Genomic DNA, 24,976 nt, shown 5'->3' on the forward strand with positions numbered 1-24,976 from the left:
CCTCGTGGCCAACTTCTTCGAGAACCTGCTCCGAGCCGGCGAAGGCCGGTTGCGGCGCCGTCTTGAGCGCATCGCCGTCGACGTCGCGGCGCTCGAGGACGCGTTCGAGGAGCTGACCGATGAGGAGCTGGCGGGCGAGACCGCGGAGTTCCGGAAGCGCTACGCCGACGGCGAGTCGCTCGACGTCATGCTCCCCGAGGCCTTCGCGGCCGTCCGGGAGGCGGCGAAGCGCACGCTCGGCATGCGTCCCTACGACGTGCAGATCATGGGCGCCGGCGCGCTGCACCTCGGCAACATCGCCGAGATGAAGACCGGTGAGGGCAAGACGCTCGTCGCCCCGATCGCCGCCTACCTCAACGCTATCCCCGGCCACGGCGTGCACATCGTCACGGTGAACGACTACCTCGCGAGCTACCAGTCCGAGCTCATGGGTCGCGTGTTCCGCGCGCTCGGCATGACGACCGGCTGCATCATCGCCGGGCAGACGCCCGAGGTGCGCAAGCAGCAGTACGACGCCGACGTCACCTACGGCACGAACAACGAGTTCGGCTTCGACTACTTGCGCGACAACATGGCGCACTCGAAGGAGGCGATGGTGCAGCGCGGCCACGGCTTCGCCATCGTCGACGAGGTCGACTCCATCCTCATCGACGAGGCGCGCACGCCGCTCATCATCTCCGGTCCCGCGGCCGGCGAGGCGAACCGCTGGTTCGCCGAGTTCGCGCGCATCGCGAAGCGTCTGCGCCCCGAGATCGACTACGAGGTCGACGAGAAGAAGCGCACCGTCGGCGTGCTCGAGCCCGGCATCGAGCGGGTCGAGGACCTGCTCGGCATCGACAGCCTCTACGAGTCGGCGAACACACCGCTCATCTCGTTCCTCAACACGGCGCTCAAGGCCAAGGCCCTCTTCAAGCGCGACAGCGACTACGTCGTCATGAACGGCGAGGTGCTGATCGTCGACGAGCACACCGGCCGCATCATGCAGGGCCGCCGCTTCAACGAGGGCATCCACCAGGCGATCGAGGCGAAGGAGGGGGTGCAGATCAAGGCCGAGAACCAGACGGTCGCGACGGTCACCCTGCAGAACTACTTCCGCCTCTACGACAAGCTCTCGGGCATGACCGGCACGGCCGAGACCGAGGCCGCCGAGTTCATGGCGACCTACAAGCTCGGCGTCGTGCCGATCCCGACGAACAAGCCGGTGCAGCGCGACGACAAGTCCGACCTCGTCTACGCGACGGTCGAGGGCAAGTTCAAGCACGTCGTCGACGACATCGTCGAGCGCCACGCGGCCGGACAGCCGGTGCTGGTCGGCACGACGAGCGTCGAGAAGAGCGAGTACCTCTCCGGCCTGCTCGCGAAGTCCGGCGTGAAGCACGAGGTGCTGAACGCGAAGAACCACGCGCGCGAGGCGTCGATCGTCGCGCAGGCAGGCCGCCTCGGCGCCGTCACCGTCGCCACGAACATGGCCGGTCGAGGCACCGACATCATGCTCGGCGGCAACGCCGAGCACCTCGCCGTCACGCGCATGCAGGAGCTGGGCCTCAACCCCTCCGAGACGCCCGACGAGTACGAGGAGCGCTGGGACGAGGTCTTCGCCGAGGTGAAGGCCGAGGTCGAGGCTGAGGCCGCGAAGGTCGTCGAGGCCGGCGGTCTCTACGTGCTCGGCACCGAGCGCCACGAGTCGCGCCGCATCGACAACCAGCTGCGCGGCCGCTCTGGCCGTCAGGGCGACCCCGGCGAGAGCCGCTTCTACCTGTCGATGCAGGACGACCTGCTGCGCCTGTTCGGCGGCTCCGTCGCCGAGCGGTTCATGGCCGTGGACGCCGACGAGGACGAGATCCCGCTGGAGTCGAAGATCTTCACCCGCACCATCCGCTCGGCGCAGGGCCAGATCGAGTCGCGCAACGCCGAGATGCGCAAGAACGTGCTGAAGTACGACGACGTCATGAACCGCCAGCGCGAGGCGATCTACTCCGACCGCCGGCACATCCTCGACGGTGACGACCTCGAGGGGCGCGTGCAGGGCTTCCTCGAGGGCGCGCTGCGCTCGCTCGTCGACGACCACGCGGTCGGCAACGACAGCGACGAGTGGAACCTCGAGGCGCTGTGGACCGAGGCGAAGCTGCTCTACCCGGTCGGCATCACGATCGACGAGGTCGTCGCCGAGGCGCAGCCGCGGCTGACGTCGGACTTCCTCTACGAGCAGCTGCTGTCGGACGCGAAGATCGCGTACCAGCGGCGCGAGGAGCAGCTCGGCTCGGCCGCGATGCGCCTGCTCGAGCGTCGTGTCGTGCTGTCGGTGATCGACCGCAAGTGGCGCGACCACCTGTACGAGATGGACTACCTGCGCGAGGGCATCGGCCTGCGCACGATGGCCCAGCGCGACCCGGTCGTCGAGTACCAGAACGAGGGCTTCGCGCTCTACCAGCAGATGATGTCGGCGATCCGCGAGGAGTCGATCGCGTTCCTGTTCAACCTCGACGTGAAGGTGCAGCAGGGCGCGTCGCCCGAGGCGCCGGCGATCGAGGGCGGCGGGCTCGAGGCGCCGCCGGCGGAGGAGGACACCTCCGAGCTCACCTACTCGGCGCCCGACGAGGGTGGCGAGGCGTCGGTGCACGACGACAAGGGCAGGGAGCTGGGGGCCGCGACCGACAAGGCTCGGCAGCGCTCGGGCAACCCGTCGGTCGCCGCGAAGGCGAAGCCCGGGGGAGGCAACCGCGAGCAGCGTCGCGCCGCCGAGAAGCAGGCGAAGACCGCGCCGAAGAAGGGCGCGTTCGGGCAGCTGCAGGACGCCGACGGGCACGAGGGCCACAAGCACTGACCGGTCTCCGCTGATCAAGTCACCGCTGATCGAGTAGCAGCCGCGCGCCAGGGCGGCCGCGTATCGAGATCGACGACTTCGTCTCGATACGCGGCGCCTCACCCGCTGATCGAGTAGCAGCCGCGCGCCAGCGCGGCGGCGTATCGAGATCGGCATCCTCGTCTCGATACGCGGCGCCTTCGGCGCTGCTACTCGACGAGCGGAGCCTCACCCGCTGATCGAGTAGCAGCCGCGCGCCAGCGCGGCCGCGTATCGAGATCGGCATCTTCGTCTCGATACGCGGCGCCTTCGGCGCTGCTACTCGAGGAGCGGGGGAGGCGGCGCCTTCCGCGCTGCTGCTCGACGAGCGGGGGAGGCGGCGCCTTCGGCGCTGCTGCTCGACGAGCGGCGCCTCACCCGCTGATCGAGTAGCAGCCGCGCGCCAGCGCGGCCGCGTATCGAGATCGACATCTTCGTCTCGATACGCGGCGCCTTCGGCGCTGCTGCTCGACGAGCGGGCGCGTCAGCCGTCCAGCGCGCGCAGGCCGTTGTACGCGGTGACGCCGAGCGGGGGCCCGTAGGCGCCCGACTCGCCACCGTTCGAGTAGATCGCGGTGATGTGGCCGGCGCCGGTCGCCGGGTCGAGGTTCGAGACGAACCCGGAACCGGATGCGCCGTCGCCCATCGCGCAGTCGGCGCCGTAGTTCGGGTCGCCGCCCGCGCCGTAGCTGAGGTCGTCCTCGGCGCAGTGGCGCAGCACCTCCGCGTCGAACGGCGCGTTGCCCGGGTAGCCGGCGATCACCACGCCGTTCGTCTCTGCCGTGAAGCTGACGCCCTGGCCGCCCGCGACATCCTCGAGCGTCGATCCGCGCTGCGGCGCGAAGCGGATGAAGCCGAAGTCGAACCCCATCCAGGCGTCGTCGTCGGCACCGTCCAGCCAGCGCTCGTTCGACTCGAGGTACTGGGTCGGCACCCACCACTCCTCCGCCTCCCAGACGCCGAAGGGCGCGACGCCGCGCTCGTAGCCCGGCGCGAAGGTGATCCGGTCGTAGTAGTCGCGGGTCGCGTCGTCGAAGATGCAGTGCGCCGCGGTGATGACGACGAGACCGGAGCCGCTGTTGATGACGGTGCCGCTGCACGTGTACTCGGCGTGCTCGGCCTCGAGGACGAGCCGCCCGACGCTCGTCAGCAGCAGGTTGCCGCCCGCCGCGTGCGGGGAGTCGGGCAGCAGCTCGTCGCCGTCGTCGTGCGTCGGCATCGCGACGCCGGGCGCGACCAGCGGCGTGCCGCGCGTTGGCTCCAGCACCACGTCCACCGGCGCATCCGGCTGGTATCCCTCAGCCGTCCTCCCTCGCCCACCCGCGTAGAGCTCGCCGGTGTCGGCATCCGTCTCGTCGTCGGTCGTGATGGGCGCGTCCGGCGCCACGGGCGTCGGCTCGACGCGCGGCTCGCCCGCCGGTCGCGACGGCTGCGTGGGCGGCGCCTGCGGCAGGCGGATGTCCGTGGCGAGCGGCGGCGGCGGGAGGACGCATCCGCTCATCGTGGCGACGGCGAGCAGCGCCACGGCGACGGCGGCGGAGCGAGCGGGACGCATGCTCGAACGCTAGCCGGTGCGGCGCGCGAGCGCGCGGATCAGGCGGGGGGAGCCACCGCGACGAGCATGATCGCCGTCCAGTGGCACACGAACGCGACGAGCGTGCACGCGTGGAAGATCTCGTGGAAGCCGAAGCGGCCAGGGTAGGGATTGGGCTTCTTCATGCCGTAGATGACGGCGCCGACCGTGTACGCGAGGCCGCCGGCGATCACCAGGATCGCGGTCGCCGCGTTCGCGACCCAGATCTGCGGCAGGAACGCGACGGCGGCCCAGCCGAGCGCGAGGTAGATCGGCACGTACAGCCAGCGCGGCGCGTGCAGCCAGAAGACGCGGAAGGCGATGCCCAGCAGCGCGCCGCCCCAGATGACGGCGAGCAGGATGCCGTCGGTCGGGGAGGGGAGCGTCAGCAGCGCGATCGGCGTGTAGCTGCCGGCGATGAGCAGGAAGATGTTGGCGTGGTCGAGCCGCTTCAGCAGCACGCGCGTGCGCTGCTGCCAGTGGAAGCGGTGGTAGACGGCGGAGACGCCGAACATGAGCACGCTCGAGATGGCGTAGACGGCGGTGGAGAGCTTCGCCGTGGTGCCGTCGGCGATCACGACGAGGACGATGCCCGCGATGAGCGCGATCGGAGCGGTCGCGGCGTGGATCCAGCCGCGCCACGTCGGCTTCTCCTCGACGGCCGCCTCGACGATCGCGTCGCCCGCGGCCTCGATGAGGGGCAAGTGGGGCGGCGGCTCTTCGCTGACGCGGACCTCCGGGGACGGCTGTGCTTCGGGGGAGCCGCCCTCGTCGGGTTCGGACTGCGGTGCCATGGGGACAGCGTACGGCGTACGCAGTGCCGCGTCGAGCATGCCGACGCGCAGCGATCGGCACAGTGACCCCGCTAGATTCGTCGAGTGCGATTGCGCAGCGCTCCGGGGTCACGACTCGTCTACCGCTACTACGAGCGGCGGCTGCGTCGCGACCTCCAGCGGGCCGCGGTGCCGCGCCACATCGGCATGATCATCGACGGCAACCGCCGCTGGGCGCGCGAGCAGAAGCTCGCGAGCGCGGGCCACGGGCACCGCGCCGGGGCCGCGAAGCTGCGCGAGTTCGTCGACTGGTGCGCCGAGATCGGCGTCGAGGTCGTCACCCTCTACCTGCTCTCGCGCGACAACCTCACCGGCCGCGCCACGGAGGAGCTCGGCGAGCTGTGCGAGATCATCGCCGAGCTGGCCGACGACCTGTCGCGGCAGCCGGGAAGGCGCATCCGTCACGTCGGCGACACCGCGGGGCTGCCGGCGCCGCTCGTCGCGGCGCTGCAGGCGGCGTCGGCGCGCAGCGCCGATCAGGACGGCATCTGCGTCAACCTCGCCGTCGGCTACGGCGGCAGGCACGAGGTCGTGGAGGCGGTGCGCAAGATGCTGACGGCCGCCGACGGTGCGACCGTCGCCGAGATCGCCGAGCGCCTGTCGCCCGAGGTGATCGCCCAGCACCTCTCGACCGCGGGGCAGCCCGACCCCGACCTCGTCATCCGCACCTCGGGCGAGCAGCGGCTCAGCGACTTCATGCTGTGGCAGAGCGCTCACAGCGAGTTCTACTTCGTCGAGGCGCTCGGTCCCGACCTGCGCGAGGTCGACTTCCTCCGGGCCGTGCGCGCCTACGGGCAGCGCGAGCGCCGCTACGGGCGCTGACCTGGCGCTGAGGTTTCGATCGGGTGAACTCTCGGCGGCTCCGGTGTGTCTTCACCCGGGGCGCTGAGGCACCGAGCGTAGATTCGGCGATGTCGGGCAGTTCCGCCCGACAGCGAGCGGCCATCGCGCCAGCGAGCAGCACGGGAGGCGACGGCCGCGTGGATCCGACCCCAGGGTCGGAAGGGAGCATCACGTGCCTCAACTCGCCACCACCCCCGAGAGCGGATCCGCCGAGGCAGAGGGCCTCGACACCCGCCAGCGCACCTACGTGCTCGACACGAGCGTGCTGCTGTCCGACCCGGGGGCGATCCACCGCTTCGCTGAGCACGCCGTCGTGATCCCCGTGATCGTGATCGCCGAGCTCGAGAAGAAGCGGCACGATCCCGAGATCGGCTACTTCGCCCGCAAGGCGCTGCGGAACCTCGACGACCTGCGCGTCGAGCACGAGCGGCTCGACTTCCCGGTGCCGACCGAGGGAGGCGGCAGCCTGCGCGTCGAGCTCAACCACTCGAACCAGCAGGTGCTGCCGAGCGGCCTGCAGCTCGGCGACAACGACTCGCGCATCCTCGCGGTCGCGTCGAACCTGGCCGGCGACGGCCTCGACGTCTGCATCGTGTCGAAGGACATGCCGATGCGCGTGAAGGCCGCGTCGATCGGCCTGCCCGCCGAGGAGTACCTCGCGGAGCAGGCGGTCGACTCCGGCTGGACCGGCACCGCGGAGCTCGCGCTCTCGGGCGAGCAGATCAACCGCCTCTACGAGGACGAGCGGCTCGAGACGCCGCTCGTCGCCGACATGGCGGTCAACACGTGCCTCGTCATCTCGTCCGAGCGCGGCTCGGCGCTCGGCCGCGTCACGCGCCGCGGCGAGGTGTCGCTCGTGCGCGGCGACCGCGACGTGTTCGGCGTGCACGGCCGCTCGGCCGAGCAGCGCCTCGCGATCGACCTGCTGCTCGACAACGAGGTGGGGATCGTCTCGCTCGGCGGCTCCGCCGGCACGGGCAAGTCGGCGCTCGCGCTCGCCGCCGGCCTCGAGGCGGTGCTCGAGCGCCGGCTGCACAAGAAGGTGATCGTCTTCCGCCCGCTCTACGCGGTGGGCGGCCAGGAGCTCGGCTACCTGCCGGGCGACCAGGGCGAGAAGATGAACCCCTGGGGGCAGGCGATCTACGACACGCTCGGCGCGCTCGTGAGCGACAACGTGCTCGACGAGGTCGCCGACCGGGGCATGCTCGAGGTGATGCCGCTCACGCACATCCGCGGGCGCTCGCTGCACGACTCGTTCGTGATCGTCGACGAGGCGCAGTCGCTCGAGCGCAACGTGCTGCTGACGGTGCTGAGCCGCATCGGCCAGAACTCGCGGGTGGTGCTCACGCACGACGTCGCGCAGCGCGACAACCTCCGGGTCGGTCGCCACGACGGCGTCGCGAGCGTCATCGAGACGCTGAAGGGCCACGACCTCTTCGGCCACATCACGCTCGTGCGCAGCGAGCGCAGCCGCATCGCCGCCCTGGTGACGAGTCTGCTGGAGGACTGACCGCGGAGGGGTATCGCCAGGCGGACCCCGGCTCGGCAGCGGGACCCGCCCCCGGGGGTCCGCGAGCCGAACCGGGGTCCGCTTCGCGGCGGCGGCGCCGCTAGCGTTGGCCGCGTGAGGGAGCTGGCCGACGTCGACGCGCGCCGGATGCGGCTGGTCGCGCAAGGGCTCGTCGGGTCGCAGCGCTCCCCGGTCGACGCGGTGCGGCACGCCGTCGCGCTGCAGGGGCAGGACCTGCCGGCGGTGCTGCGGGCGATCGCGGTCCGCTCCGCGCCGGGGACGACGCTCGACGACGTGCGCGCCGCCTTCGACGCCGGCGAGCTCGTGCGGTCGTGGGCGATGCGCGGCACGCTCTTCGTCGCCGCGCCCGACGACCTCGCGGTGCTGCACGCCGCGACCGGGGAGCGGATGCGTCGCCAGGAGTGGCGCATGTGCGAGGTGCGCGGCATCGACCAGGGCACGGCCGAGCTCGCCGCCGACGTGCTCGTCGACGCGCTCGCCGACGGTCCGCTGCCGCGGCCGGTGATGCTCGCGGCATGGGAGCGGGCCGGCATCTCCACCGCCGGCGGCCGCGGCTACCACCTGCTCGCCCTGAACGCCTACGACGGGCTCGTGCGCTTCGGGCCCTTCGAGGGCCGCGACCAGCTGCTCGTCGGCGGCCCGCGGGCCGCCGTCGCCGACCCGGAGCGCGCGCTCGACGCGGCGCTCGCTCGCATGGTCGCCGCGCGCGGGCCGATGGACGCCGACGACGTGGCGTGGTGGATGGGGCTGCCGAAGACGCTCGTGCGGGCGTCGCTCGCGCGCGCCTCGGAGCTCGATCCGGGGATCGAGCTCGTGCGTGTCGGCGACCGGGAGATGCTGATCGCGACCGACGCCGCGCCGGGCGTCGAGACCGACGTCGTGCTCGTGCCGGCGTTCGACGAGGTGCTGCTGGGTTACCGAGACCGCACGCTGCTCGCGACCCCCGACGTGCTCGCGGCCGTGGTGCCGGGCGGCAACGGCGTCTTCCGGCCGATGGTGCTCGTCGACGGGGTCGCGGTGGGCACCTGGCGCTTCCCTGCCGCTCGTGCTCGGGTCGCGCAGTTGAAGGCGCCGGCCGAGCCGGTGCTCGAGCTTGTCGGGCCCGTGCCGGCGCGGCTGCGGCACCGCATCGACCGAGCGCTCGCGGCGTGGCCGCACCGCTGATGAGTCAGAGGTCGAGCGCGCCGCGCCAGATGCTCTCGCCCGAGTGAGTCGGGTCGCCGTCGTAGGGCTCGACCGACACATCGACAACCGGGAAGGCCTCGAGGTCGAGGTCGGCGGGGAGCGCGAGCTCGGTCGAGGTCGCGTCCATGACGCCGAGGCTCACCATCTGCTGCGCGTCGGCGTCGAGCAGCCAGACGTCGAGGTACCCGTCGACGGTCGGCAGCGCATCCGCGTCGACGACGAGCAGGCGCTGGCCGTCGCGCTCGATCACCTCGGCACGCGCCGGGGAGACGGCGGTGGTGAGCGGCTCGAGCGCGGCGCCCGCGAGGTCGGTGGAGCGAGGGCCGCCCCCCACTTGCGTCACGAGCAGCACGGCGAGGCTCGCGGCCACCACCGCGGACGCGGCGCACGCGGCGACGAGCGCCCCCACCCCGAAGCGGCGGCGACGGCGGCGCACGAGGTCGCCCGTCGGCATCCGCGACGCGTGTTCGGTGCCTGTCGGTCGATCGCCGGCCTCGACAGGCCGGTCATCGGCCTCGACGGCGGTCGCGTCCGCCGAGTCCCCACCGATGTCGGCGAGGATCCGGTCCCACACGGCGGCGGGCGGATCGAGCGCCGGCACGTGCGCGGCGCGGAAGCGCTCGGCGGTGGCTCGCAGGGCGGTGAGCTCAGCACGGCACTGGACGCAGGACTCGAGGTGCTCGGCGCGCGCATCGGCCTCGCCGAGCGCGAGCGCGGCGAGCGCGTCAGTCGACAGGTGCGGCATGCGTGTCCTCCCATCTCTCCCTGAGTCTTCGGAGCGCTCGCGACAAGTGGCTCTTCACGGTTCCGACCGGCATGTCGAGGGCCTCGGCGATCGCCGCGGTCGAGCGGTCCTCGATCACGGCCAGGCGGACGATCGTGCGCTGCGGCTCGCCGATTCGCTCGAGCTCCTCCTGCACGGTCAGTGCATCCGCCACCGCGTCAGACACCGGATCCCCCTCTCCGCGATCCAGCCGGACGGCGAGATCCTGCGGGTCGAACGCCTGCTCGTCGGCGTACCTCGTGCGGTAGTGGTCGGCGATCCGCCGCCGCGCGATGGCGACGATCCACGCACCGAGCGGCCCGCTCGCCGGGTCGTACGACTCGCGCGATCGCCAGACCGAGACGAACGTCTGCTGCACGACATCCTCCGCGTCGTGCGGCGCCATCGCCCGGCAGGCGATGGCGTAGACCATGCCGCCCCAGCGCTCGTACGCCTGCCGCAGCACCTCGGGGCTCGCGTCGGATGCGAACGCGAGCGCCAGGCGCTCCACGTCGATCGCACCCTCGTTGCTCACGGCCAGAAGGTATCACCGGGTCACGCGGCTCACCGCGCGTCCAGGACGGCCGTCACGACGATGTTGTCCTCGTAGGCGCCGGCGGCCGCATCCCACTCGCCGCCGCACGTGACGAGCCGCACGACGTGGTCGCCGTCGCGGGCGAACAGGGCGTCGAGCCGCAGCTCGTCCTTCGACACCTGCTCGATGCTCGTGATCAGGAAGCGCAGCTGCGCTCCTGAGGCCGTCGCAATCTCGACCGCGTCGCCCTGGGACGCCCGCAGCACGGATGCCATGGGCGCCGCGCCGATGTCGCTGTCGACGTGCGCAGCCAGCACGGCACTGCCCGCGTCGGCGCCGGGAGCCGGGCCGAAGCGGTACCAGCCGACCTCGCTGACGAGGTCGGGCACATCCATCTGCCCGTCCTCACGCACCCCGACGGGCACGACGCCGAGCTCGAGGCCGACCGATGGCACGCGCACCGCGGTGGGTGCGTCGACCGCCGAGGGCGCCTCGGGCGCGGCGTCGCGCGCCCCGACCCCCGTGGGAATGGTGCCCGACGCGGACGCAGTGGGCGCCGTCGCGGATTCGCTCGGCTCCGATGCGGATGCGGTCGGCGCCGGTGCAGCGGTCGGTGCCGGTGCAGCCGTCGGTGCGACGGTGCTCGAGGCCGGCTGCGGGGAGACGGTCGGCGTCGACGGGCTTTGCCCGAGCAGCACGACGCCGACCGCGATCGCGGCGAACGCGGTCACCGCGGCGATCACGATAGTCACGCGACCGCCGCGGGAGCGCGCCCGCACCAAGGGCTCCCGCCGCGCATCGCGCGACGGGAGCCCCCGGTCGGTTCCCATGGTCAGCTGCGCTCCCGGGCGGGGCGCAGGGTGCGCGCCGTGATCAGGGCGAGGCCGAGTGCGCCGGCGAGCAGGAGCGAGATGCCCAGCACTCGCTGGTCCTCCGCGCCGCCGAGGCCAGAGGGCACGCCGCTCGGCGCGCTGTGCGCCTCGACGACCTGCACCGCGAGGGCGAGGTTGCCGTCCGCCGCGCTGCCCCAAGCGGTCACGATGGAGTTCGCACCCTCCGCGAGCTCGAGGTCGGCCGGGCCGATCGCGACGGTCTCGGTGCCCGCGAGCACGACGTCGGCCGAGACAGCGCCAGCGGCGGTCTCGAGCGAGGCCTCGTTCGGGTTCGTGAGCGCCTCGACGATCACCGATCCGCCCGCGCGCACGTCGACGGCGGGAGCCGCCGCGAGGTGGCGCACCGTGAGGCGCGCCTGGCCGGCGGCGACCGGGTCGGTGTTGTTCGGGAAGGCCGACAGGGTCGGCTCGCCGCCCTCAGTGAGGTGCGCGGCGAGCGTCAGGTTGGCCCCTCCCGGCACCTCGAGGCCGAGCGCCTCGATCGCGGCCTCAGCCGTGTCGGGGGTGCCGCCGTCGGCGAAGACCTGGATGTCGTAGCTGCCGGCGGCGAGCATCATCGGGTCGGTCAGGGTGCCCGGCTGGAAGTCAGGGATGGCCTCTTCGCCATTGATGAAGACGTCGACCGTCAGGCCGGGGACTGCGTGCAGGACCGAGACGGTCGACTCGTGGTTGTCGGCCATGGCGGGTGCGCCGCCGAAGGCCGTCAGGGCGAGAGCGGCGCCGACGCCGATCGCGAGCTTGCGCTTCATGGTGATCTCCTCAGGTGGGTGGGGCGCTGATTGCGCCTCTGCCCCCATATCGGCGCGCACCCCCCGATCGGTTGCAACGGATTCGAAAGAATGCATCCCGGGCGTGTCGCGAGCCGTCAGCGAGGACGCCGCGCGCGAGCCCGAGGCTGTGGACAGCGCCGACGGCGCGATGGACCGCCTGGCTACCGTGGCGGCGTGACAGAGCGGTCGGATGCAGCAGTGGCGAGCAGCGTGGTGTCGACCAGCGCCGTGGCGAGCAATGTGGTGTCGAGCGAGGGGGTGGCTGGCAGCGCCGCACGCCCGCTCGGGCTGCGGTGGCCCGACGCGCTCGGCCTGCCGCTCGCCGCGGCGGCCGCCGCGCTGCTCGCGGCCGCCGGTGCCGACGCCGTCGCCGTCGTGCCGCTCGCGGCGGCCGTCGCCGCGGCTCCCGCGCTCGCGCGCATCGACACGGCGCAGCGGCGACTGCCCAACCCGCTCACGGTGCCGTTGCTCGTCGTCGGCGCCGCGGCCTGCGCGGTGCGACTCGCGCAGGGCGACCTCGCCCCGCTCGCGGCGGTCGGCTCCGCGCTCGTGCTGCTCGTGATGGCGGTGGCGGGCGGCATGGGGATGGGCGACGTGAAGCTCGGCGCCGCGCTCGCCCTCGTGACCGCGACGGTCGGGTGGGCGGTCCCACTCGCCGGACTGGCCGCATCCATCGTCGTCGGCGGCGTCGCCGGGGGAGCGGCCCTCTCGCTGGGTCGGCGCTCGGTCGCGTTCGGGCCGGCGCTGCTCGTCGGCCACGCCGTCGCCGTGGTTGTGGCGATGCAGCCGCCCTGATCACGCCTGCGGTGCGCCTGGGGAGAGGTCGCTCTGTGACGCTCCATGACGCGCGGATTCGCCGAGGCTGCTATCTGATACGTACCGTTGAGGCAGTCCACGCCCCACGAAGGAGCCCTCATGCCCATCCGCACCGCCCGCCCGCTCGCCATCGCGGGCACCCTCGGCCTCGCCGTCGCGCTCGTCGGCTGCAGCAGCGCTGCCGACTCCGAGGGCGCAGCGCTCGGCTCGGCCGAGAACCCCGTGCAGCTCGGGGTCGTCGGTGCCGCGGAGGAGTACTGGGCCACGTACGAGGAGGCGGTCGAGGCGGAGGGCATCCAGCTCGAGATCGTCGACTTCACCGACTACAACCAGCCGAACCCCGCTCTCAGCGAGGGCGAGCTCGACATCAACCAGTTCCAGCACATCATCTACCTGGCGAACTACAACGTGCAGTCGGGCGACGACCTGCAGCCCGTCGGCTCGACGGCGATCTATCCGATCGGGCTCTACTCCGACAAGTACGCGTCGGCGGAGGAGATCCCGGACGGCGAGGAGGTCATCGTGCCGAACGACGACACGAACCAGGCCCGCGGCCTGCTCGTGCTGCAGTCGGCCGGCCTCATCTCGCTCGTCGACGGCGGCAGCCCCTACTCGACGGTCGACGACGTGATCGCGGAGGAGTCGCGCGTCACCGTGCGCGCCGTCGACGCGGCGCTGACGGCCACGTCGCTGCCGGATGTCGCCGCCGCGATCGTCAACAACGACTTCATCGAGGACGCCGGCCTCGACCCCGAGTCGGCCATCGCGCAGGACGACCCGAACGACCCCGCCGCCGCGCCGTACATCAACATCTTCGCCACCACGGCCGAGAACGTCGACGACGAGGTGTTGAACCGTCTGGTCGAGATCTACCAGTCGAACGAGGAGGTGCAGGCCGGCGCCCTCGCGGCCTCGGGTGGCACCGGACTCTTCACCGTCACACCCAAGGCCGACCTGCAGACGGCGCTCGCCGACGTGCAGGCGGAGCTCGAGGCGCAGTAGCCGCTCGCAGCTCGAGGCGGAGGCTCCCGGGCCTCCGCCTCGATGCCCGTCCGGGCGCGAGGCACGACCGATCCAAGGAGGACCAGTGGCGCAGCACATCGTGCTCGACCGGGTGTCGAAGCGGTTCCCGCCCGCGAAGCGCGGCGGCGACGAGATCGTCGCTGTCGACGACGTCTCGCTCTCGATCGAGCGGGGCGAGGTCTTCGGCATCATCGGCTACTCCGGCGCCGGCAAGTCGACGCTCGTGCGCCTCATCAACCAGCTCGAGCCGCTGACCTCCGGCTCGATCACGGTCGGCGACGTGCCGATCAGCGAGCTGCGCGGCAAGCGGCTGCGCGAGCAGCAGACCGGCATCGGCATGATCTTCCAGCGGTTCAACCTGCTCACCTCGCGCACCGTCGCGGGCAACGTCGCGTACCCGCTCGAGGTGATCGGCGTCGGCAAGGCCGAGCGCCGCCGCCGGGTCGACGAGCTGCTCGAGTTCGTCGGGCTCGCGGGCCGAGCCGACGCCTACCCGGAGCAGCTCTCGGGCGGCCAGCAGCAGCGCGTGGGCATCGCGCGCGCCCTCGCAGCGAACCCGCAGATCCTGCTGGCCGACGAGGCCACCTCCGCCCTCGACCCGGAGACCACCGCGGAAGTGCTCGACCTGCTCGCGCGCGTCAATCGCGAGCTCGGCGTCACGATCGTGGTGATCACCCACGAGATGGAGGTGATCGCCCGCATCGCCGACCGCGTCGCCGTGATGGAGGCGGGCAGGGTCGTCGAGTCGGGCACCACCTACGACGTGTTCACGAAGCCGCAGACCGCGGTCGCGAAGCGCTTCGTGCAGACGGTCGTCCGCGCCCTGCCGGAGGGCGACGAGCTCGAGCTGCTGCGAGCGAAGCACGACGGCCGCTTCTTCACCATCTCGTTCACCGACGCGGGCGTCTCCGAGGCGCGGGTCTTCTCGGCGCTCGCGAAGGCCGGCGTCGACTTCAACCTCGTGCACGGCGGCGTCGACGACATCCAGGGCCGCGTGTACGGGCTGCTGACGATCGCGGTGCGCGGCGACGACGCCGCCGTCGAGCGGGCGCTCGGCGGCATCGGGTCCGGCGTGACGGTGGAGGAGCAGCGATGAGCGACGTCGTGGGCGTGCTGCCGGACCTGCTCGAGCAGACCGCGATCATGCTGTGGATGGTCGCGCTGTCGCTCGCCCTCGGCGGCGTCGGCGGCCTCATCATCGGCACCGGGCTCTACGTCACCCGCCGCGGGGGCATCCTGCAGCAGTCGGTGATCTGGTGGATCCTCAACGTGCTCGTCAACACCTTCCGGCCCATCCCGTTCATCATCCTGCTGGCGGCGCTGCAGCCCATCGGCCGGCTCGTGGTCGGCAAGGGCATCGGCACCGAGTACGCCGTGTTCGCGATCGCCATCGCGGCGACCTTCGGCATCGCCCGCATCGTGGAGCAGAACCTCGTGGCGCTGCCGGCCGGTGTCGTCGAGGCCGCGAGGGCGACGGGCGCGAGCCCCTGGCGCATCATCCGCACCGTGATCATCCCGGAGACCCTCGGGCCCCTCGTGCTCGGCTTCACGTTCGCCGTCATCGCGATCGTCGACATGTCGGCCGTGGCCGGCCTCGTCGGCGGTGAGGGGCTCGGCAACTGGGCGGTCACCTACGGCTACCGGCAGTTCGACCAGGTCGTCACGTGGTCGGCGCTCATCGTCGTCGTCATCGTCGTGCAGCTCATCCAGGCGCTCGGCAACTGGCTCGCGCGGCGGATCATGCGGCGCTGAAGCGGTCCGCACAGATCGACGCGGCCGCTGGCATCTGCGGGTGCCGTGGAGCAGAATCGGCCGCATGAGCGATGGCTACACCGATGACGAGCGCAAGCAGATCCGGGACGACTTCCACGATGCGGTCACCATGACCGCATCCGAGATCGAGCGGTGGCTCGAGTCGGACGACTCCCGCGAGGTCGGTCAGAAGCACGACGGCGACGACGAGTCGACGGGGCACGCGTCGGGGCGCCGGATCGCCAGCATCCTCCGGAAGAAGCAGGCAGAGCTGACCGATGACGACTACAGCCACATGCGGAAGGTCGTCGGGTACGTCGCGCGCCACTCGAAGCAGCGGCCCGACGGCGACGTCACCGACACCCGGTGGCGCTTCTCGCTCATGAACTGGGGACACGACCCGCTGCAGTGACGGGGCCTGCAGCGACGCTATGACGGGTCTAGGCTTTCTCTGGGCAATCCCCGAACCCCCTGATCACCCAGAGAAGGATCCGCCGATGGCCGACGTCGCCACATCGAGACCCGAGCTGCCGCCCACGGCAGTGGAGGACACCAGCCGCAAGAAGTGGACGCCGCTCAAGATCGTGCTCTGGGTGGCCATCGCGCTGCTCGGCGGCGTGGCCTGGACGATGCTCGCCATCGTCCGCGGCGAGACGGTCAACGCGATCTGGTTCGTGTTCGCCGCCGTCACCACCTACATGATCTTCTACCGCTTCTACTCGAAGTACATCGAGCGCAAGATCGTCCGACCCGACGACACCCGCGCGACCCCCGCCGAGTACAAGGCGAACGGCCGCGACTATGTCGCCACCGACCGTCGCGTGCTGTTCGGCCACCACTTCGCCGCCATCGCCGGCGCCGGCCCGCTCGTCGGGCCCGTGCTCGCCGCCCAGATGGGCTACCTCCCCGGCACGATCTGGATCATCGTCGGCGTCGTGCTCGCCGGCGCGGTGCAGGACTACCTCGTGATGTTCTTCTCGATGCGTCGTGGCGGGCGCTCGCTCGGCCAGATGGCGCGCGACGAGTTCGGCCGCGTCGGCGGCGCGGCGGCGATCCTCGCGACGCTGCTCATCATGGTGATCATCACCGCGATCCTCGCGCTCGTCGTCGTCAACGCGCTCGGCGAGAGCCCGTGGGGCGTCTTCTCGGTCGCGATGACCATCCCGATCGCCCTGTTCATGGGCGTCTACCTGCGCTGGATCCGTCCCGGCAAGGTGCTCGAGATCTCGATCATCGGCTTCGTGCTGCTCATGGCCGCCATCATCGGCGGCGGCATGGTCGCCGAGACCGCGTGGGGCCAGGAGCTCTTCACGCTCGACCGCGTCACGATCGCGTGGGGCATCGTCATCTACGGCTTCCTCGCCGCGGTGCTGCCCGTCTGGATCCTCCTCACGCCGCGCGACTACCTCTCGACGTTCATGAAGATCGGCGTCATCGTGGCGCTCGCGCTCGCGATCATCTTCGTGCGCCCCGAGATCTCGGTGCCCGCGTTCACCGAGTTCGCCTCGGGCGACAGCGGCCCGGTCTGGCCCGGCTCGCTCTTCCCGTTCCTGTTCGTGACGATCGCGTGCGGCGCCCTCTCGGGCTTCCACGCGCTCATCGCCTCCGGCACGACCCCGAAGATGGTCGAGAAGGAGAAGCAGACCCGCCTGCTGGGCTACGGCGGCATGCTCATGGAGTCGTTCGTCGCGGTCATGGCGCTCGTCGCCGCGATCTCGATCGACCAGGGCATCTACTACGCGATGAACTCGTCGGCGGCCAACACGCAGGGCACGATCGAGGGCGCAGCCGCCTTCGTGCAGTCGCTGGGCCTCACGGGCGTGAGCGTCACCCCCGAGCAGCTCGCGGCGACCGCGGACGCCGTCGGCGAGGAGTCGATCGTCTCCCGCACCGGTGGCGCGCCCACGCTCGCCCTCGGCCTCGCGCAGATCATGCAGAGCTGGATCGGCGGGCCGACCATGATGGCGTTCTGGTACCACTTCGCGATCATGTTCGAGGCGCTGTTCATCCTCACCGCGGTCGACGCCGGCACCCGTGTCGCGCGCTTCATGCTGCAGGACTCGCTCGGCAACATCTTCCCGAAGTTCCGCGACACGTCGTGGACGCTCGGCGCCTGGATCTGCACGGCGATCATGGTCGCCGCGTGGGGCGCGGTGCTGATCATGGGCGTCACCGACCCGCTGGGCGGCATCAACACGCTGTTCCCGCTGTTCGGCATCGCCAACCAGCTGCTCGCGGCGATCGCGCTCGCGATCGTGCTGGCGATCGTGGCCAAGCGTCGCAACTTCCGCTACCTGTGGATCGTCGCGCTGCCGCTCGCGTTCGTCACCGTCGTGACCGTGACCGCATCCGCCTTCAAGGTGTTCTCGCCGGTGCCGGCCGTCGGCTACTGGGCCAACCACTTCCGCTTCCGCGACGCGCTTGCGGCCGGCGAGACGTCGGTCGGCACGACCGAGGGCATCCCCGCCCTCGAGGCGGTCGTGCGCAACACCATGATCCAGGGCACGCTCTCGATCATCTTCGTCGTGCTGACGATCGTGGTCATCGGCTTCTCGATCGCGAACGTGATCAAGGCGGCGCGCTCCACCGAGATCGTCGACCACGAGGATGAGCGCACCGAGTCGCGGATGTACGCCCCGGCCGGCTTCCTGCCGAGCCCCGAGGAGCGCGAGCTCCAGAAGCAGTGGGACGCGCTGCCCGACGAGCACCGTCCCGTGCGGACCGGCCACTGACCATGACCGGCATGCACCGCGAGGAGCGCCCGGCGACTGCCGGTGCGCTCCTCGCGCGCGCCTGGGGCGGATTCGTCTGGTGGGCGAAGGGCGTCACCGGCGAGTCGAAGTACCAGGCGTACGTCGACCACGAGCGGCGCGTGCACCCCGATCGGGAGCCCATGACGGAGCGCGCCTTCTGGCGCGACGAGTACCGCCGTCAGGACGCGAACCCCGAGGGCCGCTGCTGCTGACGCATCGCTGACCGACGGAGCGCCCGGACCCCTCGCGGGGCCGGGCGCTCCGTCGTCTCGCGGGGCGAGCCCCGTCGGCCGGCGCCGTCAGCCGGTCGGGTCGGTGAGGGCCGCCGCGTACGCGCGGATCGACCGGTTGTAGCGCGGCAGCGTCGGCTCGAGCGCCTCGATCACGACCCGCAGGGCCTCGTCGTGCCGGCCCGCGCTGTGGAGCGCGAGCGCGAGGAAGACGCGCGGCGACGACCCGGTCGACGGATGCTCGGGCGCTGCCTCGAGCACCGCGATCGCGTCGTCGACGCGACCGGTGTTGCGCAGCGTCGAGCCGTACTGCACGGCCAGCTGCGCGTGGTGCTCCGCGTCGAGGCCGAGCGCGAGCGCCCGCTCGTACTCGCGCTCCGCCTCGACCTCGCGGCCGTGGGAGTCGAGCATGCCGGCGAGCTCGAACGCCGCTCGGCCGTCGGCACCCGGATACGCCGCCGCGAGCGCGCGCATCGCCGCGATCCCCTCGTCGGCGGGTGTCTCGTCGAAGCGGTCCCACAGCTCGGCGACCGCCGCGCTCCACGCAGCGGTCTCCCACTCGACGCTCACAGCTGCAGGCCCGTGTGGTGCGCCGCGAACGCCAGCTGGTCGGCGAACTCGAGCGCCGCCGCATCCTTCGGCTTGCCCATGCCGTGCCCGGCGCGCGTGTCGACGCTCAGCAGCACCGGCGCATCCGCTGCAGCGGCCGCCTGCTGCGCGCGCTGCAGCTCCGCGGCGAACTTGAACGAGTGGGCGGGCACGACGCGGTCGTCGTGGTCCCCGGTCGTGATGAGGGTGGGCGGATGCGCGACCTCGCGCACGTTGTGCAGCGGCGAGTAGGCGCGCAGGTAGGCGTGCGCCTCGGGATCGTCGGGGTCGCCGTAGTCGCTCGCCCACGCCCAGCCGATCGTGAAGCGGTGGTAGCGCAGCATGTCGAGCACCCCGACGCCGGGCAGCACGGCGGCCCACAGCTCCGGGCGCTGCGTCAGGGCGGCGCCCGCGAGCAGGCCGCCGTTGGAGCGGCCGTGCAGCGCGAGGTGCTCGGGGGTCGTGATGCCGGTCTCGATCAGGTGCTCGGCGATCGCGAAGAGGTCGTCGAAGACCTGCTGCTTGCGCTCCTTCGTGCCGCCCTTGTGCCAGTCCGAGCCGAACTCGCCGCCGCCGCGCAGGTTGGGCACCACGAGCACGCCGCCGGCGGCGACCCATGCGGCGAGCACGGCGCGGAAGCCGGGGTTCATCGGGATGTTGAAGCCGCCGTAGCCCCAGATGAGCGTCGGGCGAGGCGCGTCGCCCGCGTCGCCCTCGGGGCGCACGAGGAAGGCGGGCACGGTCGCGCCGTCGCTCGAGACGGCGCGGATCCGCGTGGTCGTCGCCGCGGGCGCCGCGGGGCCGGGCGTCGGGAGCGAGCGGTGCGCGACGAGCCGGGCGCCGTCGACCTCGACGACGTGGCGCGTGCCGCGGTCGACGAAGCTCTCCGTGCTGACGAGCACCGTGCTCGAGCCCTGCCGCGCGTCGGAGCCGGTGATCGAGACGCCGTCGCCGAGCGGCACCGTGTCTCCCGGCTCGCCCTCGAAGGTCGCGAGCTGCATGCGGTGGCTCGCGTCGTGCGAGTACTCGAGCACGAGGCCCGAGGCGGTGAGGGATGCGTCGAGCAGCACGTCCTCGGCGTGCTCCGGCACGACCGTGCGCTGGGTCGCGGTCGCGAGGTCGAACGCGGCGAGCCGGTAGCGGGCCGCGCCCTCGTCGGTGACGGCGTAGAGCGAGCCGTCGTGGATGCCGATGGCGTTCCACTCGTGCTCATGGCCCTCGACGAGCTGGGTGAGCGCGTCGTCACCGTGGCGGCGGACCGCGAGGTCGTTGCCGCTCGACGAGCCGGTGTCGGTCGAGAGCACGAACCACTCGTCGTCGCGCGGCCAGTGGCGCGCGAACATGCGCGGCGCATCCGGACGCGTGAACAGCACCGCGTCGTCAGCCGCGACCGCGCCCACCTCGTGCCGCATGAGCCGGCCGGCGCCCATCTCGTCGGTGAGCGCGTCGCCGGTCGGGGCGTCGTAGGCCCAGTAGCTGAACGCACGGTCGCCCGGCAGCCACACGGCGCCGTTCCACTTCGTCCAGGGGATCTCGTCGCCGAGGTCGGCACCCGTCGCGACGTCGCGGATGCGGATGGTGCGCCAGTCGGACCCGCCGTCGGCCGCGCCGTAGGCCAGCAGCGCGCCGTCGGGGGAGACGCTCGCCATCGTGACGGCGACTGTGCCGTCGTCGGAGAGCAGGTTGGGGTCGAGCAGCACGCGAGTGCCCGGCGCGCTCGCATCGTCGAGCTCGTCGACGGAGTCGGCGGTCACGAGCACCGGCTGGTTCTGGCCGTCGCTGTGCCAGGCGAACACCCGGTCGCCGCGGACCCACGGGCAACCACGGGTCGGAGCGGTCAGGAGCGCCGACACGCGCTCGCGGAACGCCTCGCGGGCGGGCAGCGCGGCGAGCACCGGCTCGGCGAACGCGTTCTGCGCGTCGATGAACGCGCGCGTCTCGGCGCTCTCGCCGTCCTCGAGCCAGCGGTACGGGTCGGCGATCGCCTCCCCGTGGATCGTCTCGACCGTGCCGTCTCTTCTCACCTCGGGATAGCGCATCCGTCCACCCTACGTCGGCGTTCCGTCGCTGCGGATGCGCGTGGTGCAGCCGCAGATCCGGGGTCGCGGCGGCGCCCGGGCTGGCCTATCGTCAATCGACGCACGCAGTGCTCGGCGCAACCACTGAGCGAGGGAGCTCCCAATGTCCGCCACCGTCGCGCAACCGAACACCCATGGCCGGGCGCTCAAGGCCGGCACCGCTGCCGCGGTCGGCACCACGATCGAGTGGTACGACTTCTACGTCTACGCGACCGCCGCCGCGATCGTGTTCCCCACCGTCTTCTTCCCCGACGTCGACCCGGCGATCGGCACGCTCGCGTCGTTCGCGACCTACGCGGTCGCGTTCTTCGCGCGCCCGCTCGGCGGCATCATCTTCGGCCATGTCGGCGACCGGATCGGCCGCAAGCCGGCCCTCACGATCACGCTGATGCTCATGGGTGTCGCGACCGTGCTCGTCGGCCTCGTGCCCGACTACAACACGATCGGCATCACGGCGCCGATCCTGCTGATCGTGCTGCGGATCTGCCAGGGCCTCGCGGTCGGCGGGGAGTGGGGCGGCGCGAGCCTCATGGCCGTCGAGAGCGCCCCGCCGAAGTGGAAGACGTTCTACGGCGGCTTCACCCAGATCGGCAACCCGCTGGGCGCGCTGCTCGCGACCGGCGCGTTCTGGATCCTCGCCGCGATGGGCGACGACGTGCTCATGACGTGGGGCTGGCGCGTGCCGTTCCTCGCGAGCGTCGTGCTGATCGCCGTCGGCCTCTGGGTGCGGTGGCGCGTCGAGGAGACGCCGGTGTTCGAGGCGAAGGTGCAGGAACGCCAGCAGTCGACCCCGCTCGTGTTCGCCCTCAAGAACAACTGGTACCCGATGCTGCTCGGCTTCGGCATGGTCGGCATCGCCTCCGGCGGCTACTACCTCGCCACGACCTACGTGCAGAGCTACGCGACCTCCGACGCGGTCGGCCTCGACGCCGAGATCATCCTCGGTGCGATGACCGTCGCGTCGTTCATCGAGGCGCTCGTGACGCTGCCGCTCGCGTACCTCGGCGACAAGTGGGGGCGCAAGCTCATGATGTACCTCGGCATCGGGCTCTCGGTGCTGCTCATCGTGCCGCTCATCCTCGTGATCGGCGCGCACGAGGTCGCGCTCATCTACGTGCTCGTCTCGGCGATCCGCCTCACCATGAGCGGCACGTGGGCGCCGCTGTCGGCGCTCATGTCGCAGATGTTCCGCCCGCAGTCGCGCTACACCTCGATGTCGCTGTCGTACGGCGTCGGCGCCGCGGTGTGGGGCGGCCTCTCGCCCGTCGTCGCCGCCGGCCTGTTCGCTGCGACCGGCAACATCTGGACCGTCATCGGCCTGTACGCGTTCCTCGGGCTCGTCGCCTGGGTCTCGACGTACCTGGCACCGCAGCACTCCGACGAGGCGCCGGTCACCGAGTCGCTCGAGCCTCGCCTCGACACGACCGCCATCCGCCGCCCCGAGGAGCGGTGACGCTCGCCGCCTCGGCACCTTCGACGACGCAGCAGGGGCACCCGCGATCCGCGGATGCCCCTGCTGCGTGCCGGTCGGCTACTTCGCGACGCCCGGGTGCGTCATCGACAGCAGATCGAGCGCCTTGTCCATGTCGGCCTCGCTGAGCTCGCCGCGCTCGACGTAGCCGAGGTCGATGACGGCCTCGCGCACGGTGATGCCCTGCTTGACCGAGTGCTTGGCGATCTTCGCGGCTGCCTCGTAGCCGATCAGCCGGTTGAGCGGCGTCACGATCGAGGGGCTCATGCCCGCGAGCGCTGCGGCGCGCTCGATGTCGGCCTCGAGCCCGGCGACGGTCTTGTCGGCGAGCACGCGCGAGGCGTTCGACAGCAGCCGGATCGACTCGAGCAGCGCGGTGCCCATCACCGGGATCTGCACGTTGAGCTCGAACGAGCCCGAGGCGCCCGCCCACGCGACGGTCGCGTCGTTGCCGATGATGCGCGCGCAGACCATCAGCACGGCCTCCGGCACGACCGGGTTGACCTTGCCGGGCATGATCGACGACCCCGGCTGCAGGTCGGGGATGCGCAGCTCGCCGAGCCCCGTGTTGGGGCCCGAGCCCATCCACCGCAGGTCGTTGTTGATCTTCGTGAGCGAGACCGCGATGGTGCGGAGCGCGCCGGATGCCTCGACGAGGCCGTCGCGGTTGGCCTGCGCCTCGAAGTGGTTGCGCGCCTCGGTGATCGGCAGCCCGGAGGAGGCGGCGATCTCGGCGATGACCTTCTCGGGGAACCCGAGCGGCGTGTTGATGCCCGTGCCGACGGCCGTGCCGCCCTGCGGCACCTCGGCGACGCGGGGGAGCGCCGCCTCGATGCGCTCGATGCCGTAGCGGATCTGCGCGGCGAAGCCGCCGAACTCCTGGCCGAGGGTCACGGGCGTCGCGTCCATGAGGTGCGTGCGGCCGGGCTTCACCGCATCCGCCCACAGCGACGCCTTCTCCTCGAGCGCCTCGGCGAGGTGCGCGAGCGCGGGGATCGCCTGCTCGATCAGCGCACCCGTGACCGCGATGTGCACGGAGGTGGGGAACACGTCGTTCGACGACTGGGATGCGTTGACGTGGTCGTTGGGGTGCACGCTCTCGCCCCGGTGGCGGGTCGCGAGCGTCGCGAGCACCTCGTTCATGTTCATGTTCGACGAGGTGCCGGAGCCGGTCTGGTAGGTGTCGACCGGGAACTGGTCGTGGTGCGCACCGCCGATGACCTCGTCGGCGGCGGCGACGATCGCGTCGGCGACGTCTGCCTCGAGGATGCCGAGCTCGCGGTTCGCGATCGCCGCGGCCCGCTTGATGCGGGCGAGCGCCACGATCTGCGCGGACTCGAGACCGGAGCCCGAGATCGGGAAGTTCTCGACGGCCCGCTGCGTCTGCGCGGCGTACAGCGCGTCCTTCGGGACGCGCACCTCGCCCATCGTGTCGTGCTCGATGCGGTACTGATCCTGCGCGTTCACGTCGTCGTGCCTCCGGGTTCGTGGCTGGGGTGGGGGTTCGGTCACTCGCCGGCCGCGAGCTGCGCGCTCACGGCCTCGGCGAAGGTCTGCAGCTCGGCGTCGCCCGCGGTGCCGGCGACGACGACGGTGGATGCGCCCTGCTGGGTCGTGAGCACGAATGCCAGGTTGCCCGGGTCCTCCGCGGCGCGCTGGTCGTGCTCCGTCCAGGTGATCCCGGCGATCTCGCGCTCGCCCGTCTGCGGGGCGCCCTCGATCGCGGTCGCGAGCCAGGTCGGGTTGGCGTCGACGGCCTGCGTGAACGAGAGGAACTGCTGCTCGGGGGTCACGTAGCCCGCGTACCAGGTGGTCACGCCGTCGGCGCCGCCGCGCACCTCGGCGAGGTTCGCATCCCAGCCCTCGGGCAGCGCGGGTGCGACGAGCGGCACGTCGAACGTGGGCTGCGCCGCCGCCGCGGCCGCGGGCACGTCGATGGCCTCTCGCTCCGGCGGGCCGGGCCGCACGACCACGAGCACCATCACGAGCACGAGGCCCAGGCAGACTGCCAGCGCCGCGATGAGGTTGCCGAAGGTCTGGTTGTCGCGGTGGCGCTTCGACGCGGCCGCCTTGCGCGCGGCCGTCTCCTCCGGCGTCTCCGGGCGACCGAGCTCGGCGACGATGCGGCGATCGCGGCTCATGCCTCGTCGGCCCCCTGGGCCGTCGTGGCGGCCGTCGCGGCGCCGCTCGACGACCGGGCGGCGTCGAGCCGGGCCTTCGCGCCCTGCAGCCACTCCTCGCAGCGGTCGGCGAGCGCATTGCCGCGCTCCCAGAGCGCGAGCGACTCCTCCAGCGACGCGCCGCCGGACTCGAGCGCGTGCACGACGCGGACGAGCTCGTCGCGGGCGGCCTCGTAGCCGAGCTCGGCGACGGACGCGACGTCAGCGGCGGGCGCGGCGGGGTCCGGGATGGTCACGAGCCCAGTCTACCGCGGTGCTTCCGTGCCGGGTCTGGCGCGGTCGCCGTGGGAGAATCGACCACCTCGCCATCCGTCGAC

At 71.8% G+C, this 24,976-nt stretch carries 23 protein-coding genes; 12 read left to right on the plus strand and 11 right to left on the minus strand.

Translation table 11 applies throughout. The annotated features are described in order from the left end of the window. Positions 1-4 precede the first annotated feature (4 nt). Entirely contained in the window at positions 5-2,824 is a 2,820-nt protein-coding gene (gene secA / locus ACLQ21_RS12635; RefSeq protein ID WP_425664177.1) for a preprotein translocase subunit SecA, read from the plus strand. Between the two features lie 502 nt (positions 2,825-3,326). Here the strand turns inward: secA and ACLQ21_RS12640 are convergent. Both ACLQ21_RS12640 and trhA read right to left on the minus strand, forming a co-directional pair. After that, positions 3,327-4,397 carry a hypothetical protein gene (locus ACLQ21_RS12640; RefSeq protein ID WP_425664178.1) on the minus strand — a complete coding sequence of 357 codons (1,071 nt, stop codon included), beginning with the start codon at positions 4,395-4,397 and terminating at the stop codon, positions 3,327-3,329. Positions 4,398-4,435: 38 nt separating this feature from the next. Further along, entirely contained in the window at positions 4,436-5,209 is a 774-nt protein-coding gene (trhA, locus tag ACLQ21_RS12645) for a PAQR family membrane homeostasis protein TrhA (RefSeq protein WP_425664179.1), read from the minus strand. Positions 5,210-5,293: 84 nt separating this feature from the next. On the opposite strand from trhA, the gene uppS reads away from it, so the two are divergent. From uppS to ACLQ21_RS12660, 3 genes are all read left to right on the plus strand, one after another. After that, entirely contained in the window at positions 5,294-6,070 is a 777-nt protein-coding gene (gene uppS, locus ACLQ21_RS12650; protein ID WP_425664181.1) for a polyprenyl diphosphate synthase, read from the plus strand. 193 nt (positions 6,071-6,263) lie between these two features. Then, on the plus strand, positions 6,264-7,601 hold the full coding sequence (locus ACLQ21_RS12655; protein ID WP_425664183.1) for a PhoH family protein: 1,338 nt from the start codon (positions 6,264-6,266) through the stop codon (positions 7,599-7,601). Positions 7,602-7,715: 114 nt separating this feature from the next. Then, entirely contained in the window at positions 7,716-8,786 is a 1,071-nt protein-coding gene (locus ACLQ21_RS12660) for a DNA glycosylase AlkZ-like family protein (protein WP_425664185.1), read from the plus strand. Positions 8,787-8,790: 4 nt separating this feature from the next. On the opposite strand, the gene ACLQ21_RS12665 is transcribed toward ACLQ21_RS12660, so the two are convergent. The 4 genes from ACLQ21_RS12665 to ACLQ21_RS12680 form a co-directional block, all read right to left on the minus strand. After that, entirely contained in the window at positions 8,791-9,552 is a 762-nt protein-coding gene (locus tag ACLQ21_RS12665; protein ID WP_425664187.1) for an anti-sigma factor domain-containing protein, read from the minus strand. After that, the gene (locus ACLQ21_RS12670; RefSeq protein WP_425664189.1) at positions 9,533-10,105 is read right to left on the minus strand and encodes an RNA polymerase sigma factor; all 573 of its coding nucleotides are present in this window, start codon (positions 10,103-10,105) and stop codon (positions 9,533-9,535) included. The genes ACLQ21_RS12665 and ACLQ21_RS12670 overlap by 20 nt, the downstream gene beginning before the upstream one ends. 29 nt (positions 10,106-10,134) lie before the next feature. Beyond that, positions 10,135-10,857, minus strand: coding sequence for a class F sortase (locus ACLQ21_RS12675; protein WP_425664191.1), 723 nt, complete (start codon positions 10,855-10,857; stop codon positions 10,135-10,137). A gap of 80 nt (positions 10,858-10,937) precedes the next feature. After that, a complete protein-coding gene (locus tag ACLQ21_RS12680) occupies positions 10,938-11,747 on the minus strand; it encodes a DUF4397 domain-containing protein (protein WP_425664193.1) in 810 nt (269 codons plus the stop codon). A 195-nt stretch (positions 11,748-11,942) separates the two neighbouring features. On the opposite strand from ACLQ21_RS12680, the gene ACLQ21_RS12685 reads away from it, so the two are divergent. The 7 genes from ACLQ21_RS12685 (at position 11,943) to ACLQ21_RS12715 (ending at position 18,324) form a co-directional block, all read left to right on the plus strand. Further along, positions 11,943-12,563 (plus strand): prepilin peptidase, encoded by a 621-nt coding sequence (locus ACLQ21_RS12685; RefSeq protein WP_425664195.1) that lies wholly within the window; start codon positions 11,943-11,945, stop codon positions 12,561-12,563. Positions 12,564-12,683: 120 nt separating this feature from the next. Then, a complete protein-coding gene (locus tag ACLQ21_RS12690) occupies positions 12,684-13,586 on the plus strand; it encodes a MetQ/NlpA family ABC transporter substrate-binding protein (RefSeq protein ID WP_425664197.1) in 903 nt (300 codons plus the stop codon). Between the two features lie 85 nt (positions 13,587-13,671). Beyond that, entirely contained in the window at positions 13,672-14,703 is a 1,032-nt protein-coding gene (locus tag ACLQ21_RS12695) for a methionine ABC transporter ATP-binding protein (RefSeq protein ID WP_425664199.1), read from the plus strand. Beyond that, positions 14,700-15,359 (plus strand): methionine ABC transporter permease, encoded by a 660-nt coding sequence (locus tag ACLQ21_RS12700; RefSeq protein ID WP_425664201.1) that lies wholly within the window; start codon positions 14,700-14,702, stop codon positions 15,357-15,359. Before ACLQ21_RS12695 ends, ACLQ21_RS12700 begins: the two co-directional genes overlap by 4 nt. Before the next feature lie 64 nt (positions 15,360-15,423). Next, a complete protein-coding gene (locus tag ACLQ21_RS12705; RefSeq protein WP_425664203.1) occupies positions 15,424-15,771 on the plus strand; it encodes a DUF3140 domain-containing protein in 348 nt (115 codons plus the stop codon). An 85-nt stretch (positions 15,772-15,856) separates the two neighbouring features. Continuing rightward, entirely contained in the window at positions 15,857-18,091 is a 2,235-nt protein-coding gene (locus ACLQ21_RS12710; protein ID WP_425664205.1) for a carbon starvation CstA family protein, read from the plus strand. 11 nt (positions 18,092-18,102) lie between these two features. Then, positions 18,103-18,324, plus strand: coding sequence for a YbdD/YjiX family protein (locus ACLQ21_RS12715; RefSeq protein ID WP_425664207.1), 222 nt, complete (start codon positions 18,103-18,105; stop codon positions 18,322-18,324). A gap of 87 nt (positions 18,325-18,411) precedes the next feature. Here ACLQ21_RS12715 and ACLQ21_RS12720 read toward each other — a convergent pair whose 3' ends face one another. Then, the gene (locus ACLQ21_RS12720) at positions 18,412-18,912 is read right to left on the minus strand and encodes a tetratricopeptide repeat protein (protein ID WP_425664209.1); all 501 of its coding nucleotides are present in this window, start codon (positions 18,910-18,912) and stop codon (positions 18,412-18,414) included. Beyond that, positions 18,909-20,969 (minus strand): prolyl oligopeptidase family serine peptidase, encoded by a 2,061-nt coding sequence (locus tag ACLQ21_RS12725; protein ID WP_425664210.1) that lies wholly within the window; start codon positions 20,967-20,969, stop codon positions 18,909-18,911. Before ACLQ21_RS12725 ends, ACLQ21_RS12720 begins: the two co-directional genes overlap by 4 nt. A gap of 142 nt (positions 20,970-21,111) precedes the next feature. On the opposite strand from ACLQ21_RS12725, the gene ACLQ21_RS12730 reads away from it, so the two are divergent. Continuing rightward, positions 21,112-22,461 (plus strand): MFS transporter, encoded by a 1,350-nt coding sequence (locus ACLQ21_RS12730; protein WP_425664212.1) that lies wholly within the window; start codon positions 21,112-21,114, stop codon positions 22,459-22,461. A gap of 78 nt (positions 22,462-22,539) precedes the next feature. Here ACLQ21_RS12730 and ACLQ21_RS12735 read toward each other — a convergent pair whose 3' ends face one another. From ACLQ21_RS12735 to ACLQ21_RS12745, 3 genes are read right to left on the minus strand one after another with little or no spacing between them, the layout of a single operon-like run. After that, positions 22,540-23,946 carry a class II fumarate hydratase gene (locus ACLQ21_RS12735; RefSeq protein WP_425664214.1) on the minus strand — a complete coding sequence of 469 codons (1,407 nt, stop codon included), beginning with the start codon at positions 23,944-23,946 and terminating at the stop codon, positions 22,540-22,542. 41 nt (positions 23,947-23,987) lie between these two features. Next, positions 23,988-24,620: a DUF4245 domain-containing protein gene (locus ACLQ21_RS12740; protein ID WP_425664216.1), complete on the minus strand. Its 633-nt coding sequence runs from the start codon at positions 24,618-24,620 to the stop codon at positions 23,988-23,990. After that, positions 24,617-24,895, minus strand: coding sequence for an exodeoxyribonuclease VII small subunit (locus ACLQ21_RS12745; protein WP_425664218.1), 279 nt, complete (start codon positions 24,893-24,895; stop codon positions 24,617-24,619). The genes ACLQ21_RS12740 and ACLQ21_RS12745 overlap by 4 nt, the downstream gene beginning before the upstream one ends. Positions 24,896-24,976: the final 81 nt, after the last annotated feature.

Source organism: Agrococcus sp. DT81.2, from assembly GCF_049844935.1.
In the GTDB taxonomy this organism is placed as follows: domain Bacteria; phylum Actinomycetota; class Actinomycetes; order Actinomycetales; family Microbacteriaceae; genus Agrococcus.

Coding starts and splice junctions, on each gene's coding strand:
- ACLQ21_RS12640 (WP_425664178.1), bottom strand. CDS start 4,397: ATGCGTCCCGCTCGCTCCGCCGCCGTCGCCGTGGCGCTGCTCGCCGTC.
- trhA (WP_425664179.1), bottom strand. CDS start 5,209: ATGGCACCGCAGTCCGAACCCGACGAGGGCGGCTCCCCCGAAGCACAG.
- ACLQ21_RS12665 (WP_425664187.1), bottom strand. CDS start 9,552: ATGCCGCACCTGTCGACTGACGCGCTCGCCGCGCTCGCGCTCGGCGAG.
- ACLQ21_RS12680 (WP_425664193.1), bottom strand. CDS start 11,747: ATGAAGCGCAAGCTCGCGATCGGCGTCGGCGCCGCTCTCGCCCTGACG.
- ACLQ21_RS12690 (WP_425664197.1), top strand. CDS start 12,684: ATGCCCATCCGCACCGCCCGCCCGCTCGCCATCGCGGGCACCCTCGGC.
- ACLQ21_RS12700 (WP_425664201.1), top strand. CDS start 14,700: ATGAGCGACGTCGTGGGCGTGCTGCCGGACCTGCTCGAGCAGACCGCG.
- ACLQ21_RS12705 (WP_425664203.1), top strand. CDS start 15,424: ATGAGCGATGGCTACACCGATGACGAGCGCAAGCAGATCCGGGACGAC.
- ACLQ21_RS12710 (WP_425664205.1), top strand. CDS start 15,857: ATGGCCGACGTCGCCACATCGAGACCCGAGCTGCCGCCCACGGCAGTG.
- ACLQ21_RS12715 (WP_425664207.1), top strand. CDS start 18,103: ATGCACCGCGAGGAGCGCCCGGCGACTGCCGGTGCGCTCCTCGCGCGC.
- ACLQ21_RS12725 (WP_425664210.1), bottom strand. CDS start 20,969: ATGCGCTATCCCGAGGTGAGAAGAGACGGCACGGTCGAGACGATCCAC.
- ACLQ21_RS12730 (WP_425664212.1), top strand. CDS start 21,112: ATGTCCGCCACCGTCGCGCAACCGAACACCCATGGCCGGGCGCTCAAG.
- ACLQ21_RS12740 (WP_425664216.1), bottom strand. CDS start 24,620: ATGAGCCGCGATCGCCGCATCGTCGCCGAGCTCGGTCGCCCGGAGACG.